Source organism: Endozoicomonas sp., from assembly GCF_031844845.1.
Lineage (GTDB): Bacteria > Pseudomonadota > Gammaproteobacteria > Pseudomonadales > Endozoicomonadaceae > Endozoicomonas.
The window spans coordinates 1-17,835 of record NZ_JAVRMB020000179.1 but is presented as its reverse complement, the minus strand read 5'-3'; the positions used below and the strand labels follow the sequence as shown (position 1 = coordinate 17,835).

The 17,835-nt window shown below is 46.8% G+C and carries 12 protein-coding genes and 1 pseudogene; 5 read left to right on the top strand and 8 right to left on the bottom strand.

All coding sequences use genetic code 11. The features are described 5' to 3' along the window. Both RM811_RS09370 and RM811_RS09365 read right to left on the bottom strand, forming a co-directional pair. Positions 1–839 (bottom strand): IS1634 family transposase (locus RM811_RS09370; protein WP_402523282.1); only part of this gene is annotated, 839 nt, incomplete at its 3' end. Further along, positions 736–1,185, bottom strand: a complete 450-nt coding sequence (locus tag RM811_RS09365) for an NAD-dependent epimerase/dehydratase family protein (RefSeq protein WP_402523280.1) — start codon at positions 1,183–1,185, stop codon at positions 736–738. The genes RM811_RS09365 and RM811_RS09370, both read right to left, overlap by 104 nt. 571 nt (positions 1,186–1,756) lie before the next feature. On the opposite strand from RM811_RS09365, the gene ptsG reads away from it, so the two are divergent. Beyond that, the gene (ptsG, locus tag RM811_RS09360; protein WP_402523277.1) at positions 1,757–3,190 is read left to right on the top strand and encodes a PTS glucose transporter subunit IIBC; all 1,434 of its coding nucleotides are present in this window, start codon (positions 1,757–1,759) and stop codon (positions 3,188–3,190) included. A gap of 1,131 nt (positions 3,191–4,321) precedes the next feature. Here the strand turns inward: ptsG and RM811_RS09355 are convergent. Further along, positions 4,322–10,438: a Kazal-type serine protease inhibitor family protein gene (locus RM811_RS09355; RefSeq protein ID WP_402523275.1), complete on the bottom strand. Its 6,117-nt coding sequence runs from the start codon at positions 10,436–10,438 to the stop codon at positions 4,322–4,324. Between the two features lie 560 nt (positions 10,439–10,998). Here RM811_RS09355 and RM811_RS09350 point away from each other — a divergent pair. Together RM811_RS09350 and RM811_RS09345 are read left to right on the top strand one after the other, a co-directional pair. After that, entirely contained in the window at positions 10,999–11,520 is a 522-nt protein-coding gene (locus tag RM811_RS09350) for a hypothetical protein (protein ID WP_402523273.1), read from the top strand. Between the two features lie 46 nt (positions 11,521–11,566). Further along, entirely contained in the window at positions 11,567–11,734 is a 168-nt protein-coding gene (locus RM811_RS09345; RefSeq protein WP_402523271.1) for a hypothetical protein, read from the top strand. Positions 11,735–11,775: 41 nt separating this feature from the next. Here the strand turns inward: RM811_RS09345 and RM811_RS09340 are convergent, their stop codons facing one another. Then, positions 11,776–12,171: a hypothetical protein gene (locus RM811_RS09340; RefSeq protein ID WP_402523269.1), complete on the bottom strand. Its 396-nt coding sequence runs from the start codon at positions 12,169–12,171 to the stop codon at positions 11,776–11,778. 97 nt (positions 12,172–12,268) lie between these two features. Beyond that, entirely contained in the window at positions 12,269–12,643 is a 375-nt protein-coding gene (locus tag RM811_RS09335; protein WP_402523267.1) for an iron-containing alcohol dehydrogenase, read from the bottom strand. Between the two features lie 38 nt (positions 12,644–12,681). On the opposite strand from RM811_RS09335, the pseudogene RM811_RS09330 reads away from it, so the two are divergent. Continuing rightward, positions 12,682–12,909 (top strand): annotated as a pseudogene (locus RM811_RS09330) (RING finger domain-containing protein); the annotation flags it as partial. A gap of 24 nt (positions 12,910–12,933) precedes the next feature. Next, positions 12,934–14,478 carry an ankyrin repeat domain-containing protein gene (locus RM811_RS09325; protein ID WP_402523285.1) on the top strand — a complete coding sequence of 515 codons (1,545 nt, stop codon included), beginning with the start codon at positions 12,934–12,936 and terminating at the stop codon, positions 14,476–14,478. A gap of 6 nt (positions 14,479–14,484) precedes the next feature. Here the strand turns inward: RM811_RS09325 and mnmE are convergent, their stop codons facing one another. From mnmE to RM811_RS09310, 3 genes are all read right to left on the bottom strand, one after another. Beyond that, complete coding sequence (gene mnmE, locus RM811_RS09320; protein ID WP_402523265.1) at positions 14,485–15,882, bottom strand: tRNA uridine-5-carboxymethylaminomethyl(34) synthesis GTPase MnmE; 1,398 nt, start codon at positions 15,880–15,882, stop codon at positions 14,485–14,487. 76 nt (positions 15,883–15,958) lie between these two features. Further along, positions 15,959–16,492 (bottom strand): hypothetical protein, encoded by a 534-nt coding sequence (locus RM811_RS09315; RefSeq protein ID WP_402523262.1) that lies wholly within the window; start codon positions 16,490–16,492, stop codon positions 15,959–15,961. 26 nt (positions 16,493–16,518) lie between these two features. Further along, the coding region (locus RM811_RS09310) for a hypothetical protein (protein WP_402523260.1) at positions 16,519–17,835 on the bottom strand (1,317 nt) is incomplete at its 5' end.

Genomic DNA, 17,835 nt, shown 5'->3' with positions numbered 1-17,835 from the left:
CAAGGCTTGCTAATGATCTCAGGCTCCACTTCACTCTGGCAGTACTCGCATTGCTTCTGCCACAGGGCAAACGCCTTCAATGCATCTTCTTGGCACAGAAAGCCCTTTTTGCCCAGTTTTTCCAGGTTATTGGCCTCTTTCAGTGACTTCTTCTGCATTCTTTTTGTCAGCGCTTTCTGCTCACCAAGTCTGCGCTTTTCATTCCGGAACAAGACCCATCGTTGTTTAACCTCTCCATAGCAGGAAGACACTTCAGCAGAGTAATAATCTTCATGACTTTCAACAGGCTTCAATGACATAGAAGGTGCTTTTCTGACCAGCGCCTTTGCATCCTTGATATTCAGGGGAACCCGGGAGATAAACAACTGTTTTTGCTCATCGAGAGACCGAAGGGTTTCAGCAACATAAAGCGCCGAGTCAGCCACCAGGTAACGGTTATTGAGAGCCGCTTTGAAACACGCCAGGTGTTGTTTGATGATCTCTTGAAAGCAGGTTTTGTCGTTTATATTCCCGCTGGCTGGTGCCATAAAGACAGGAATACCCGCCTGACTTTCGGTTATTAACTGCAAGACAACCTGGTTTAGATCAGGCCGGTGATCACGGCTGTAGCCGGGGCAAATATGGATGCAGTTCAAGTCATCAGGATTTTCATCGCTTTTGTACTTACCATCCACATGCAGGCTGGTACCATCCAAATTCAATGCCTTACAGGGAAGTTTCAAATGGTGAACTACCTTAACAGCAAGGTTCAGATACAATTCGCTGACGCCAGCGTCGTACAGACTGTCGAGGGCACGGCCAAGAATATTGTCGTTTAAATGTTCCGCCTGGATAGCCAACAGCAGACGCGCTGATAAAGCAGCCAGGCTTATTCTCCATACGCTCAATCAGGTCGACCAGTTCAGAGGTTACCCCGATCCGGCTATCCAGCAGGACTTTCTTTCGAGCCTGGCTCCAGCGTTTGTCGAGAATACCCTCACCCGCGAGATTAATAACCGCATCAAAACAGGTTGCCGGGTTGACCGCGGCCAGGGATGAAACAGGCTTCACACGGGTAGACAACTGCAACCGGACATCTTTGGCCGACTGACGGCTAAGCACAACCACCTGATGCCCTTCATTAAGCAGGCGATGAACCAACCGACTCCCAATAAATCCCGTCCCGCCAGTAATCAGAAATTGCATGAATCCATTAGCTCCAAAGTCAGGCCAACATGGCTACGCTCTATCTCTACCAATAGTCATCGTAACATTTTCTGAAAAGATAAAAAAAAACCCGGGTCCCCTCAAACCCGGGCTTTACTGACTGTGACGCTACTGGTTCCCGCTTCTATTCTTATATCCTTTGTGGAACTCATCCTGACAAGACCCGGAGCAGGCTGTTTTTTATTTTTTGGAACCTGCTCTCATTGATCTATTCCACGCACCAATAATAAGTAATTACCGAATCCTTTTTATTGATCTGCATCAATATTGTTCGGCATATACCTATCACGAGATGCCCTGACAGCAGGTAATCCTGGCTCAAGGACAAAATCAAGCACGGCGGTCATGGAAAAACACAGAGTTCGTCTATTCTTGTGAATGACTGCTTATCTCTTCAAGCCATATGACACCACATGCATCTTATCTGAACGAAATCCGACAGGAACAGACTGCTACGACACCAACCTGATTTTAAAGATGACCCCCCGGGTTAATCCCCCGTTCTTCTGACCCAGCTCTCTCACCCGTTGTTTCTTCCCGGAGTCTCCCTATGATCAAGACCACATTCGGTATACTGCAAAAAATCGGCAGGGCACTGATGCTGCCTGTGGCGGTACTGCCTGTCGCCGGGATACTTCTGGGCGTGGGCAGCGCCGGTTTTTCTTTCATACCTGAGCTGATCTCCAGCATTATGGCTCAGGCTGGAGGGTCGGTATTTGGTAACCTGCCGGTGATTTTCGCCATTGGTACCGCCATTGGACTGACTGAAAATGATGGTGTGTCCTCGGTGGCCGCCGTCGTAGGTTACGCCGTTATGCTGGGCACTATGGGGGTCATGGCCCGCCAGCTCGGCTATGAGCCGGTTTCCATGATGGGTATTGAAACCATTGATACCGGGGTGTTTGGCGGTATTATTGCGGGCGTTCTGGCGGCGTCCATGTTTAACCGGTATTACAAAATCCAGCTGCCCGATTACCTGGGATTCTTTGCCGGCAAGCGCTTTGTCCCCATTATTACCGGGGTGCTGGCCATTGTTCTGGGCATTGGGCTGAGTTTTATCTGGCCACCAATCCAGGGCCTGATTGATGCCTTTTCCCAGTGGTCCGTCACCGAGAATCCGGTGATGGCCGGATTTGTCTATGGAGTGGTGGAAAGAGCATTGATTCCCTTTGGCCTGCACCATATCTGGAATGTGCCCTTCCAGATGGAAATGGGTGAGTTCGTTGATGCCTCTGGCCAGGTCTTTACCGGCGATATCGCCCGCTTTTTCGCCGGTGATCCCACTGCCGGTTTTCTTGCTGGTGGCTACCTGTTCAAAATGTTTGGCCTGCCAGCGGCAGCCATCGCCATCTGGCACTGCGCCAAGCCGGAAAACAGAGCCCGAACCGGCGGTATCATGCTGTCTGCAGCACTGACCTCGGTATTGACCGGCATTACCGAACCCATCGAGTTCTCCTTTCTGTTTGTTGCCCCCATTCTCTACGGTATCCATGCATTGCTGGCGGGTATGGCCCTTGCCATTACCAACTATCTCGATGTCAAGATGGCCATGTCTTTTTCCAATGGCCTGATCGACTACGTCCTCTATTTCGGGATTGCCACCAAACCCCTCTGGATCATTATGCTCGGGGCACTTTATGCAGTGCTTTATTACGTTATTTTCCGGGTCATGATAACCGCCATGGATATGAAAACCCCGGGCCGGGAAGATGAGAGTGAGAGTAACATCAAAGTGGAACCCTCCAGCGAGCTGGCGGTGAACCTGATCAACGCCTTTGGCGGCAAAGGTAATATTAAAAATCTGGATGCCTGTATTACCCGGCTGAGAGTCACCGTAAATAATACAGAATCTGTGGATGTGGATCGGATTAAACAGTTGGGAGCGACTGCCGTGGTGGTCATTGGTCAGAATATGCAGGCTATTTTTGGTCCACGGTCTGACAACATAAGGACTGAGATGCATGAAGCGATGCAATTGATGTAGGCTCTTAACTGGTTCTAGCAGGCGGTTTACTGGAATTGTCCTGCAACCCCTGTTAGCAAGGGTAAGGCAGTTTTCCAGAAAAACACCCTATTCCCTGGCACTGCAAGGCTTCGGCTACATCAATAAAGTCAGCCTGTTAAAACCAAATACCTGTTAAAACCAAACAAGAGCCTCAATGTAATAGCCAGATCTACCATAAAGTCCTTGATCTCATCCACATGGATTTCATAAAGCCTGACAAACCGACCCTTTGACTGAAAACGTTTTTGCTCAGGATCAGAATTTGTTTTCCACGACCAGAAGAGGACGTTACCATCCTAAACGCACTTATCTAATTAGGTTCTTTTGAAAAATGAGTGGGTAGATATTTCTCCACTGTCATTCCGTACAGGCAACTGCATGGATGCAGGAGGTAGAGTAATGCAGGAGCAATTACCGAGATTGTACGGAATCCTCCAGGCAGGGATAGCCAGCTGGCAGCGCGTTCACATCCCCGTGAAGGGCTCAGTTCCAGATAAGTGTTGGTGTTTTACCACAAGTTGCTGAAAGCTAACTGTAGCGAGGAACTCAGTAATTCTGAGAATCTCGCGGCGTTACAGGCTTTGGGAAGTGTACCAACACTTAACCTGAACTGAGCCCCCGTGAAGGATGACAGTGGGTGGGAGTATCACTGTCATTGTATACATGGACTGTACACAATCCATCCAGCAGGGAAAGCCAACCATCAAGCGGCACCTCCCTGTGGATGGATCCTGTACAATCCCTGTACAGGATGACAATGAGTGGGGAGTATCACTGTCATTGTGTACATGGACTGTACACAATCCATCTGGCAAGGAAAGCCAACCATCACTCCCTATGGATGGATCCTGTACAATCCCTGTACAGGATGACAGTGGGGGGGGCTGCAAGTTTTTAATTCTGGTTCCTCGGGGGCAATGACCATTGAACTCTCATTTTCTACCGGCTGACACATTCTTTGATGATAATACGCCCAATTGGTTTCTATTTACCCACTTAAAACTCAAAAGAGCCTCTAATACCATTTCCATTTTCAAACTATGAGATAGAAGCTCCACAGCCCTGATTTGTCATGAGCATAATTCAGCGTTAGACGTGGAATTGGTATAATTACAGTCTCGTAGAGAGGTTAAATTGCACAAACTCCTGTTGTTCCTTGCCCAGTTGCTCCATTATCACTTCTGTTCTGCGCTCAGACGTCAACTGTCGGTCAAGTATGCCATCAGCCAGCCCGTCAAAACAGGTTAACGACACATTGCTGACAAGATGTTTTTTCTGCGACTCTCCCATATCCTCAAAATAGAAACGGTGGCGGCTTGTAACCTCCTTTTTTATCTGGATGTAGCCATTAAACATGGTGACTTTTTTATCTTTATCTTTTGTTTTTGGAGCCACATCAAGCAGGGTGCCTGTCAGACTGTCCGCTGGCTGATCTGACTGTGGAGTACTGCTGTTTTCAAATGGGACAGGGAGCCGGCGCTCATCTTCAGGGACTGACTGTTGGTACAGCGACATGGTCGGTTCCGCTAAATGCTCGGCCATAAACCGTGCCAGTTGCTGCGACTCATCCATCACTTCATCGGAACCGCCTAATGACTGGTGGACAAAGCTCATTAACCTGATACTACTGGTCACCCTGTCATTGGTCTTAACCCGGGTGTCGACCAGATAGAGAAACAACTGCCAGCTTTGCTCACTTTCATCACTGGACTGCTGGCCGGACAGGTCGCTTCTGACCTCCCGAAAAAGCTGGTCGGACAGGTCTTGTTCCCAGAGATCCGGTTGCCTGCCCAGGGCTTCGATACTAGCCAGCTGATCGGTGGGTGACAGGGCAAAAAACTGCTCTTTGGCCGCCGTGACAGCGTTCCCATCAACATCAGGCTTCAGCAGAAGCCCCATAATCTCTGCGCTGGCCATGGGACCGGAAAACAGCTGGCTATTGCGGTCACTGGCCAGTTGCTGAAGGCGTGTTGCCAGTTGATGCCTTTGCGGATGCTGTTCGTTCAAGTCCGGGTTCAGGTATCTGCCCAGGGTGCCTGTTACGTTTTGTTGCTGCTGACGTTGCAGCCTGGAGGCCATGTCGACAATCCTGCCGGTATCCATCTGCCCGGGTTCCAGATTGTCTCTGGCCATGGCACCGAGCATACAGCTGACCATTGCACGAGCATTGTCTGACGCTGGTTCCATGGCGTTATCCCGATGAAAAGCCAGACTGCTGCCAGTGGCGTTGCCCTTAATAGACAGACTACCACGGTCGTTCAGAACAAAGATATTTACCGACCGCTCATGGTTAATACCCAGTGTGGGTGAATGGAGCACTTCACGGGCGAAATCTGCAGTCAGCTCTACCCGTGGCTGACCAGGCAGGTTGTTAGCACAGAGCAGCATAGCCATATGAAGAGTGTCGTCTGTACTCCATTGCCTGCTGATTTCACGCCCCGGGTTTTCCTCCAGCCGCGCAAGGAACCCGGAAACGTCGTTATAGAGGCCCCGGGCAATAGCGAAGCTGTCCCGGGTCAGGCTCATGGCAGGGGGGGTGCCCATGGGCATTTCGGAAGAATCCGTTTGATTGGCAGCCAGACCGCTGTGGGTTTCATCGTAGGCCCGGCTGGGCATCATCTGGCGGCCATTGACCCAGCTGGCGAAGAAATTACCCAGTTCCAGGGCACTGTAGGCAGCTGACCCCAGATGGCTCAGATTTTCATGTTGCCGACTGCGGGCATCCTGACCGGCACCATTGATAATCTCTTGCACTTTTTCCGGCAAGTCCGGACCGGCGTGTTTCTGATTCAGATCATCCACATTGCAAGTGCTGAGCTGCGGGTCACAGTCAAACTCATAATCCTGTGGGCTGGTGTAGGTAAAACCGGAAGGTTGCCGGGCAAAGCCCTCAGGCAACTGGCCGTCATGATTGTCGGCATAACGGCTGACCAGGGAGGTAAAGGCCTCAGCCTTGGTGCCTGGTAACCGGAGGTCCTGTAAATCACCGCTCTGAAATAATTCCGTCTTTTTCTGCCAGTCAGGCCGGGCGTGGTTGACCAATGATTCAGCAATCTGCTGGTACGCATCAGACTGGTCAGCGCCCCGGCCTTGCTGGCTGGCGGTATTGGCAGTGTGAGGCGTCGCTGACGGATCTCCGCCCGGCTGCCCGGTAAAGACAACATCAGCCTGCCAGGGTTGATCCTCCTCATGCCCAACGGTATGTCGGGTATGGGCGGTAAACACCGCTTTTTGTGAATAGGGCTCGCTAAGGCCCGGATTCAGACCACTCGGGCCAGATTCATTGATGGCATCAGAGGGCCCTGCGGACGGTTGGCCGGGAAAATTTCTCGTCAGCCAGGACATACCCTGCAGCACCACGCCTGCCGCAGCCCGTGTGATAGTCGGCACAATGCCCTGGTGGTGACTGGAACTGCCCGAGGCGACATCGTCCCCAGATTCTGCTCTGCAATCTCTTCCCGAGTGATGTTCTGAGTTGCCCTGGATGGTTGATCCTTCAGTTTTACCGATAGTGAAGTTGCCGTTTTCTTGCTCGTCCCTGACCGTAATACCATTAGTAGTGCCATTAGTAGTGCCATTAATGGCCAATGTATCGGTGCCGTTATCGATTGAACGTCGGGATCTACTGTTGTAGATAAAAGAGGTTTTTTTAACAACGGTACTGGTCTTTTTTTTCTGTACCGTTTTTTCTACGACAAAACCAGGTGATATATCCGGATCTTCGTGGTGATGGTGGTGGTTATATTTTCCCAGCAGTTGTAAAAGGTCATCTACTATATTTCCCGGCTTTTGCCCGGGTTCTACGTGGGTACCAGACTGCTCAGTAGAAACGATAACAGAAGGGGTTGTAGCCGAGGGCTCAGAGGCTGTTTCCGGGCTGGGTAATAAACGCGAACAGGGTCTCAATGTGTTTTCCAGCTGTCTCTGTTGCAAATTCCCAAGATCTAATGTGATGGCCAGCAGCCTTCCCTCAATGTTTAAGATTTCAGCTTCCGTGCAGGCTTGCGTAACATCACAATGTTCACCATTCCTGCCGTTAGTGAGCATTGCATAAAGATCAGTATTGGCTTTATTGATGTCAGCCAACTCACGTGTCAAGGACTGGCTGTCCCAGGCAATGCATCCTGTGTCTACCGCCATATCCAACATCCCTTTAACTTCAGTCAACCTTCCTTCGCGGTTGTCAAGAACGGCAATCTCAGGAATCTCACTGCATTTCTTCTGCAGAACAGCGCCCGTTGTTTTCGGCTCAGCATCCGTTACCTCCGGCACTGCGCCCGTTGTTTTCGGCTCAGTACCCGTTGGACAAAGTTCTTCCCTGCTGTTACTCAACAACGCCTGATAATGAACTGTAACCTCTGTTCTGACATCTGCAATCCATTGTTTACGCTCATCGGCTAAATTGATATTTTCATTGCCACCATCATCATTCCACGCAGTGTATACAAGGATGAGTTGATCAAGCAGTTGATTTAATTCAGTTGCTTGATCTTCTATCTGCTGTTTGTATTGACTGGCTCTATCAGAATCTGCCTGACCCTCAGTACATATATCTGATACACCCATGCGTAACGCAGTTGTAGACGCCCCAAGGTATTCACTCTCAAGCTGCTTAATCCTGTCCAACAGTGATTGATATGCAGGGTTTAATGTCTCGTCAACAGATGAAACGAAGATGGGCGACAACGGGGTCGAAGCTTCTGTCACTCCTTCTGTATTAGCAGTTGATGTCCGGGCAACCGTAGAGGAAAATGAACAGGGTGGTAATGCTTCCAACGGTATCACCCTGTCTAGCCTATCTCTCGCGTCTATAGTAGCATGCCCCATTTTTTGATAATTTTTTTCTCTCTCTTCATCCGTGCAGTCTTGCTGTGTTAAAAGATTATCATCGTAGATAGACCGTTTATAAGCACCACTCATATCTCGGATTTCAATTATCTCATTTTTTAATGATTGCCTGTCCCAGTCTGTACATCTTCTTTCTTCCGCTCTGATAAAGATGCGGTTAAGTTCTGCCAGCCTTGTTTCATATACCGCCGCGATCTCAGAAAGCTCACTGCATTCTAATGGCGGAGCTATATTGACCTTGGCGTCAAAAGGTCTAAATCGGAATCCTTCTTCCTCTGGCTTCGAGCATAGTTCTGACTCTGACTTCGAGGAGCATAGTTCTGACTCTATATCGCTCAATGCCAAGCTTCGTCTGTGATCACTGTCTACTTTCAGTTTTTTAACCTTGCAAATAGACTGGTCGTCCTGATTATCTACAAATTTTATGAAATCGTCATGTAATACGTCCATAAACCGAGAATATTCATTCTCTATCAAGTTCTTCGTCTTAGTGACTTCCCGATCCAACGTCCTCAAGAATTCATGATTCACCAGTCCCGGACAATTAGCTCCAGTAACAAAATTACAAAGATATGAAGATTCGGTATACCTATTGAATGCACTGCGCCTTTTATTCGTAATATCACTCATCTTGGAATAATCATGGGGGGCGAGGACTGCTTCCGGACATGCTAAAGAGTATTCATCTATAGTTCCCCAAGCATTAGCGGTTGAAATCCGGGCAACCGGTGAAGTGGTGAGCAGTGGGGGCGGAACTTCTGTCGTTACTCCGTCACCTCTATCCGACCCACCACTGTCAACAAATCCAGGGATATAGGAGGATTGTGCCGTCTTTTCTGAAGCGCCTGGAGTAGTGGACAATGGAGCCGGTGCTTCTGTCATTTCCCCGGCATTAGCGGTTGAAATTCGGGCAACCGGTGAATCCGACGTATCTGATTTTGGTTTGCAACCGCCTGAACTCACGATAACAATCTTTTGTGATCTTAGTGAATTATTTGTCAGGCACATTCTGAAATCGAATTCACACTTAGAGTAGTGGGTCTTACCAGCGCTATCACATACGTAATCAGGACCCACGAATTCGCAGTTCTCCTCACAGATAGGCGCGACGACGATTGGATTGTTAGAAAATTTTGCATCACCCCAGCCTTTTTTCTTACAGAAAGAGCTTACGTTATCATGTTCACGTAATAATCCAGTTTCAAAATCAGGATCAAGAGTATATATCCATTTTTGGGTATTTATCCATTTTTGGGTATTTTCGGTGCAGGTAGAAACCTCATCACATACCACTTTGTCTACCCATATCCCACCATCAACACGAACTGGACAACACTTTAGGTTGACGTTCTCGTTACCTGTACATCCTGCATAACTGTATACCCTTGGACCACTTCCGTGATCCTCTTCCATATCAACAAATTCAGGGGTGTAGAAGGATTGCGTCGTCTTTTCTGAAGCGCCTGGAGTAGCTGATTGATCCTCGCCGGTTATTGTGCAATTGAGATTATTTTTGTTGAAATCATTATCATAGACTTCCCACAAAGTACCAATTAATTTAATCTTTCTGCTAAGTTCTACCTCTTTTATTTCTTCAGCAATGCGAATAGACTCATCGTCCCTCGGCGTTTCAAACTCGATAATCACTTTGTCAATTTTTTCTGTAAGTGCATCTAACTTGTCCGCTAACACGGCCGGTTTGTCTGTTAGAGTCGCTCCAATCTGTTCCTTGCTATACTGACATTTGTTCTTTAAAAAAGATTCAACCTCGGCTATCTCTAAATTGTACTCTTGTGCAAGATCCCATAATTCACCACCCTCATTCTGATACCATTCCATGCGAGAAATAGGAGTAACCAGATTACAGAATGGTAAAGTTCCTTCCAGTCTATCTATCTGATCTAGACATCTTTCTACATCTAATTCAACGAATGCCAGACTACCAATAATAAACTCATCGCAGTCTTCCATTTCGCGAAGGGAATCATGCTTTTCGAACTCTGCCTTATAAGATGGGCCGTGAACTTCAATTTCAAGTAACTCACTCCTTAATAATCCCAGGTTTGTTATACAACCTGACACCCTCACTTCATCCAGGATGACCTTAGATTCTATAATCTTTGCTTGATATCCCTTTACGATTTCTTTAGCCTCACCGCATTCAAAGGTAAATGTGGCAGGTACTTGGACTTCTGAATTAACACTCCGCTTGTTCAGAGTTTTACCCTGCGGGACAATACTACCCGGACTATCGTTAGATAATCGGGGGAGTGTATTGTTTCCGGTAATGCGTGCGTCTGCTACTTTCTTATTAGGTAATCTAAGCAACGGCAACGACACTGCGTTGCCAGTAGCATTGCTGTTTCTTTGAACATACATTTTCAAGTACCTCAAATTAGCGAATTCAGCAGTGTTTATTCATAACCATTCAGCAACCCTCATAAGCACATCTTGTGCTGCCAAAGAGCCTAAATACTGCATATTGATTACCCGAACTTCAGTTCACGTTTGTTTCTTCTGAAACGCACCAAAATAAACAGGCTTGAAACTCCATTAATCTATATAGTTGTTTGATTTTGACAACACAAAATCCAAGTTCTGAATAGTTACGTTTATTCCATTGTTGATCTTCGAGAATCATATGTTACAGATTAATTCCGCCAGAACCCCTTGTTACCAAAGTGTGATCTGAGGTTGTTTTTCGGTAACATGCAACCAAAGAGGATCGGTGAAATCTTTTATCAACATCAGATAAATATTGTCGTGTATATCTCACTCTTCCCTGATATTGAACATCCTGCGAAGATAGTAACGTGTTGAATAATTCCTGATCCTTAGCCTCAAGATCGAATAATTCCCTAAAATATCAGGAACACAATAAATGTAGACTAAAATTGTCCTTATCCTTAGTAAAACTTTCACTCAGAAGGTACATTTTTGTGGAACTCACTTTTGAACAGTCTGATTCTGATAGAGAATGTTTCACCGGTTTAGGTGGTCTTTGCTTCGTTGGTAAGGCTCTCAATAAGAATACATCGCTTCGTCAGGCTTTGAAGAAAATTAAAAAGCGTTATGGAATTTCTAACATGGATTTGGTTCTGGCTTACGCCGGGTTACTGGTAACCGGTAATCATCATTTTGATGGTATTGATACCTACCGCCATAATGACTGGTTTAAAGGAAGGGTAAAGGACACCAATAAAAACAATCTCAATCATTGTATGGATAAATTGCAGGGTGTCCTGCATTACTTCCTCCTGCATTACTTCCTCCTGCATTACTTCCTCCTGCATTACTTCCTGCATTACTTCTTCTGCATTACTTCTTCTGCATTACTTCTGGCCAATAAACCTTCAATCATGCTACTGGATGAACCCTTTTCAAATATTGATAGCCAGGTTCGCCAACATCTTGTCCGGTTGTCCGGGAGATTCGGGATATCCTCAAACAGAAAAAAATAGCAGGGCTTTTTGTTACCCACAGCCCTATGTGCATAAGTAGCAGTTTATGGGAAAAAGTATTCTCTGTGAGATATCACTCGAGTGTGATCAGGGCAGTTATCAACTGGTGTCCGAGCAGACTAACCCGGTGATGGACGGTGCCAGCGTTGAACTCAGTATTGAGCCTCATCATCTGGTACTTTTTGATGCAGAAGGGCAGCTGGTTTCTGGCTGAAACCAGCATTCAAAAGAAAATGCGATTTTAAAAAACGTCGATTATGCTTTGGGTGCGAAATCAGCACTGGCTTCACGGTGAGCTGTGTAGATAGCCTCACCATCACTTTCACCATCGAAAATCACGGTAACATCAGGCGAGAATAAAAGGATATCGCCCACTTCGGCCACGTATTTTTCACCGCTGGTGTCACGAACAACAATCTTACCTTTGGTGATAACTTTGTACTCAACTGAATCATAAAAATATTCGAACTCAGCACCAGGCGACATGGTGAAGTGGCCAATAGTCAGCGCATTGCTGTTATTGGTGACACTGACTTCAGCCATATCACTATTCAGGCCAGATACATTCAGCAGCTCACTTAAATCATTCAATCTGAATGAGCCGGATTTCAATAATGTAATGGTACCGGGTTTACTGGTTAAACTGGTCATCGTTTTCATCACCTTTAAAAGAAGGAAGCCTACTGCTTCCCCCTTATTTTTTTCCCTGTAGCTGTCGCTTATTTCAACGGCCACTCTCCGGAGCCAATTACAGACAGCTGCGATAGATAGCAACAATCTCTTCCAGGCTTGCCTTGCGTAGATTGGTCAGAGAACAGGCATTATTCAGGGCGTTTTGCGCCATAAATGCCAGCTTGTCTTCTTTCACACCAAGCTCGCCCAGACGTTGTGCTGTACCTACCTTAGTCGATAAATCAGCGATAGCCTGAATACCTGCATCAATCGCCTGCTCCTGGTTCATACCCGTGGTATCAACACCCATGGCTTTGGCGATATCAACAAAGCGTTCAGGGCTGGCAATGGCGTTAAAGGCAGGATTATGTTGCAGGGCAAGGCATTCGATATCGGGATAAGAGTTTGAGTGCAAAGAAAGTTGATATATTACCGGAACTTTTCCTGTCAAGCTCAATCTAAGCAGTAACGCTGACTACGCTTGTTTTCATGCATGATATGAATAATATTGCCACAGACTGTACCTATTGCCTTGAGCACTTAAGTGAAGAACCTGAACAAAAGGCAGTTCGTGATAAACGGAAGTTTCTCAGGTTATTCAACCATAGAGCGGTGAGCAAGAGTGAAAACGTTTCCGAAATTACAACACTAATAAACTGTGGGCATCAGTTTCATACAAAGTGTGTTAGGGATTGGGTGGTCAAAAAAAGAACCTGTCCTAACTGTCGACAAGTTACATCAATGACAGATGTTCCACTGCACAATAAAAATATTAATTCCTTGCTGATTCGTGCGGCTGTATCTGGTGATTTGCAGGCTGTAGAATTCTGTCTTAATTCAGGTGCAGATATTACAGCCAGTAAAAATTCCAACGGTACACCTTTGCGCCATGCCGTAAAACATAATCATTTCGAGGTGGCAGAGTTACTGATAAACCGCAGCTTAGTTGTCGATGCTGAAGCCTGTACTGAATTGGCATTACGGTATCTTTACTTTCATCCGGATGTGGTTAATAAGCAGCGTCGGGCTTTTGAATTAACAACAATTGCAGAAGAACACAACGGTCTTGCTGCCAGAAGAAACCTGGGTATTCTCTATATTGACGGTATTGGTGTCACTCAGAATCAACTGAAGGGGTTTCAGTTGTTAGAAAAAGCAGCCAATCAGGGAGATAGCCTTGCCCAGAAACGGCTTGGAACTATTTTTTTCTATGGTCAGGGTACAAATCAGGATTACCAACAATCTTTTAAGTGGTTCCGAAAGTCCGCAAAACAGGGAGAGCCCGAGTCTCAAAAATTTCTATCCCTCCATTATTATAATGGTCTGGGGATCCGGCAGGATTATACCCTTGCAAAGCAATGGTGTAAGAAATCTGCGATTAATGGCAACCCTATTGCCATGGCAAGCCTGGGAGCCATTTATTTACAGGGAGATGCAGGTGAAAAAAATATTCCCAAGGCATTTCACTGGGTTGAAAAGGCCTTAAAGCTTGATCCTGAAAATCCAGATAGTCTGTACTTACTGGGTTATCTGTATATGAAAGAATCAGAAGAATATGCAAAGGGTCTGGTTTTGATCACAAAAGCTAAGGATCTGGGTAACAGAAAAGCTCGACAATATTTGAATGATTTTTTTAACAATGTTCGATCCGGTACTCTGGAATTCAGCAGTATCCTGAGAAATCTTTTAGAGGCTACGAAGAGAAAGAACGCTCGTATTTATAGATTGCTTGGCACCCTCTATACCTATGGAATCGGTGTGGAAAAAAATTATGCCGTAGCTATTTTCTTCTTAAAGAAAGCTGCTACACGAAATGATGCTCATGCACTCAATCAACTTAGCTATGTTTATTCGAAACTTGGTAAATATCAACACGCTTTTACCTGTACTGAGAAAGCAGCCAATCAAGGACTGGCTCAGGCTCAAAATAATCTGGGCATTATGCATTTGGATGGGATTGGAACTGAAAGAAGCACCTCAAACGCGGTCTTCTGGCTTCAGAAAGCAGCTGAACAGAACAATGACTCTGCCCTGAATGAGCTGGCCATAATGTATATGGAGGGAAAAATTCTGGAACAAAACCATTATAAGGCCTTCAATTGTTTTATGAAGGCCGCCTTAAGTGGGAATTCATCAGCTCAATACAGTTTGGGCTTTATGTTTATTAACGGCACTGGAACAGCCCCTGACGAAATAAAAGCTATACACTGGTTTACATCAGCAGAAAAAGCTGGGAATCCTCATGCTCAACAGCAGTTACGGAAGATGAATATCCAGCATGGATAGGTGCTGTTACTTCCCAATACAGAAAGAAGAGAAGATTCGGCCAAGCAGATCATCACTGGAAAATACTCCCGTAATTTCGCCCAAAGCCTTTTGAGCCAACCGAAGATCTTCTGCCAGGAGCTCCCCTGCTCCAAGGTGCTCAAGCTGCTGTCGGCCATTTTCAATAAATTCGCTGGCCTGGCGCAGAGCCTCAAGATGGCGACGACGGGCAGAGAAACTTCCTTCCATAGCCCCATCAAATCCCATGCAGGATTTCAGGTGCTCTCTGAGAGCACTGATTCCCTGCTCGCTTCTCTGATCATTACAGGCACAAATTCGTAACACCGGAACGCCATCAACCTCTGTAAATCCTGGCTGCTCGCCAGTAAGGTCGACTTTGTTGCGGATGATGGTCAGCTTTTCCTGGATTGGCAGACGATCAGCAAATTCAGGCCAGATATCGTGAGCATGGGTCGCATCGGTAGAAGAGCCATCTACCATCAACAGCACCCTGTCCGCCTCGTCAATGGCTTTAAAGGCCCGCTCAACGCCAATTTGTTCAACCAGATCATCAGTCTCACGTAAACCAGCGGTATCAATCACATGCAGGGGCATACCATCAATATTGATATGTTCCTTCAGTACATCCCTTGTTGTTCCTGCTATCTCGGTAACAATAGCGGTGTCTCTGCCCGCCAGAACATTCATCAGGCTGGACTTTCCGGCATTGGGGCGACCGGCAATAACCACGGTCATTCCATCCCTTAAAATGGCTCCCTGACCCGCTTCCCGAATAACCTCATTCAACTGCTGAGTAATACTTGCCAACTCTCCGGTGACCTTTCCATCATTCAGGAAGTCAATTTCTTCCTCTGGAAAGTCAATGGCGGCTTCCACATAAATTCTCAGCTCAATCAAAGACTCCACCAGACCATTAACTCTCTGAGAGAAAGCACCCTGAAGTGATCGTAAAGCTGAACGGGCAGCCTGCTCTGAAGTGCTGTCTATAAGGTCGGCTATGGCCTCTGCCTGGGCCAGGTCCAGCTTATCGTTAAGGAACGCGCGCTCTGAGAACTCTCCCGGGTTGGCCTGACGAACACCAAGGGCAAGAATTCGTTTCAGCAGCATATCAAGAATGACAGGACCACCATGCCCCTGCAGTTCAAGAACATCCTCACCGGTAAATGAGTTGGGATTTGGAAAGTAAAGTGCTATGCCTTCATCCAGAACCTGACCATCAGCATCATGAAAAGGACTGTAATGGGCAAATCGGGGCTTGGGTTCTAATTTCAGTATTTCCCTGGCAATACTCAGGGCATCAGGACCGGAAACGCGAATAATCCCCACACCTCCACGACCGGGAGCGGTGGCCCGGGCGGCAATAGTGTCCTGGTGAACCTGCTGGAGGGTGCTGAAATCAGACATGACAAGCCATCGGTAACTGCTAAATCGGTGGCATAGTCTATGCGCCGACAGGTCTTTAGTACATAGAGAGAACGCTTTAATACCTGATCGTTACCGGCAGCCTTAACGGTACATTGGAACGAAGCTGGTTAATGTCATTGTCGATAAAAGCATCGGGATTGAGTTCGTGCAGGGATCTCATCAGCCCGGACCAGCTGCCATATTCCGGAAAATCCGGGAAGAGCTGTATCGCTACCATACTGATTGAATAACCTGCCGATACAACGTAGACATTTTCTGGTGTTGCTCTGATGGCAAGCGCCTGGCCTATCTTGTTATAAGAAGTGTTATACGAGGTGTCATTGGGAGCAGCGAGTATTTCACTCGACGGCTCTTTTCTTCTTTGCCTTGCTATTTCATCCCGGCTTTGCAGCGAGTGCATTACCATCTCATTGGCTTCATTTACGGTTGAGTCTTTTGCAGGCAGTTTCAACAATGTACCCGCCTGGATGATGCCAATATCCGTATTGGCCAATACGGATGGATTCAGTTTTACCAGCGCCTCCATCAGTGAATACCAGCCACCAGACTCCGGAAACTCAGGTAGCAACTTAAAGGCGATAACACTCAAGCTCTCGCCTTTAGCCACCTGGTAGGTTAGTTTACTTTTTTTTTATCACCTGGATGATCTTTATTGAAAGATGAGTCAGGTATCAGACTCTCTGGCAACTCCTGATTCTCAGCTTCTATTTCAAGGTCGCCCTGCCCGGAAATGGTTAGAAAAGCATCAGCGCGAAGTCTGTCCATATTCCCTTCAATAAATGCCTCAGGGTTAAGCTGGACCAGACGGTTCATCACCACTTTCCAATCCTGAGCTTGAGGATAGTTTGGCAGCAGCTTCAGCGCGATAGCGCTGATATTTTCACCGACAGTTACTTGATAGCGGTTTTCACTTTCTTCCTCAGAAATACTGTCAACGTTGAAGTATTCCTCTGCCGGCAAGACAAGTATGGACTCGGCCAGCAGTCGATTGGCATCACCGCCGACAAAGGCTTGAGGGTTCAGTTCAACCAGTCTGTCCATAACGGCTTCTACACTGGCAGCGTTTGGATACTCGGGTAGCAGCTGAATAGAAATAGAGCTTAGACTTTCGCCTTTGGAAACTTCATACGTTCCGGCCTGGCTCAAATCTTCCTCAGAGAAATCAGCATCAGCTGGTTGCTCATAATTTTCAGCTTCTACTTCAAAATACTCTTTTGCAGGAAGCGTCAGAAAGGCATCAGAGCGAAGCCTGTTTTCATCACCATTGATGAACGCCCCGGGGTTCAGGGTTACCAGCTGCTCCATAATGCCTTTCCAGTCATGAGCTTCCGGATAATCCGGAGCCAGTTTCATGGCGATAGCACTGACAGATTCACCCCGGGAAACCTGATATTGATCACTTCCTTTGACTGATAAAATCACCTCTGCCGGGGGCGTGGCTTCATCCGTATTTTCAGAAGTCTGCTCATTAACGTCGACAAAGGTTTCTTCCGGGAGTTCCTGGTTTTCTGCTTCTACTTCAAAATCATCTCTGGCAGGAAGAATCAGCAGCGCATTAGAAAGTAGCTTGTTGATATCCCCATCAATAAAGACTTCAGGATTTAACGCCACCAGATGGCTCATTACTGCCTGCCACTGATCAGTTCCTGGATAGTCATGCACCAGGTTCATGGCTATCTCGCTGATACTTTCACCCTTTTCTACCTGGTGAATATTGTTGTCAGATTCTATTGGACTTGAAGCAGTACTCTGGAAATGGGACGCTTCCTCGATGGTATTTTGAGGAACCTCTGTTATCTCTTCAGCTTGATTTAAGGTTTGATCAACCGTATTAGATGCCACTGACTCAGAGATAAGCTGAGTCTGCTCCGGCAACCTCAGTTCAGTTTCTGCACGCAGCAGATTAACATCACCATCAATAAATGCATCCGG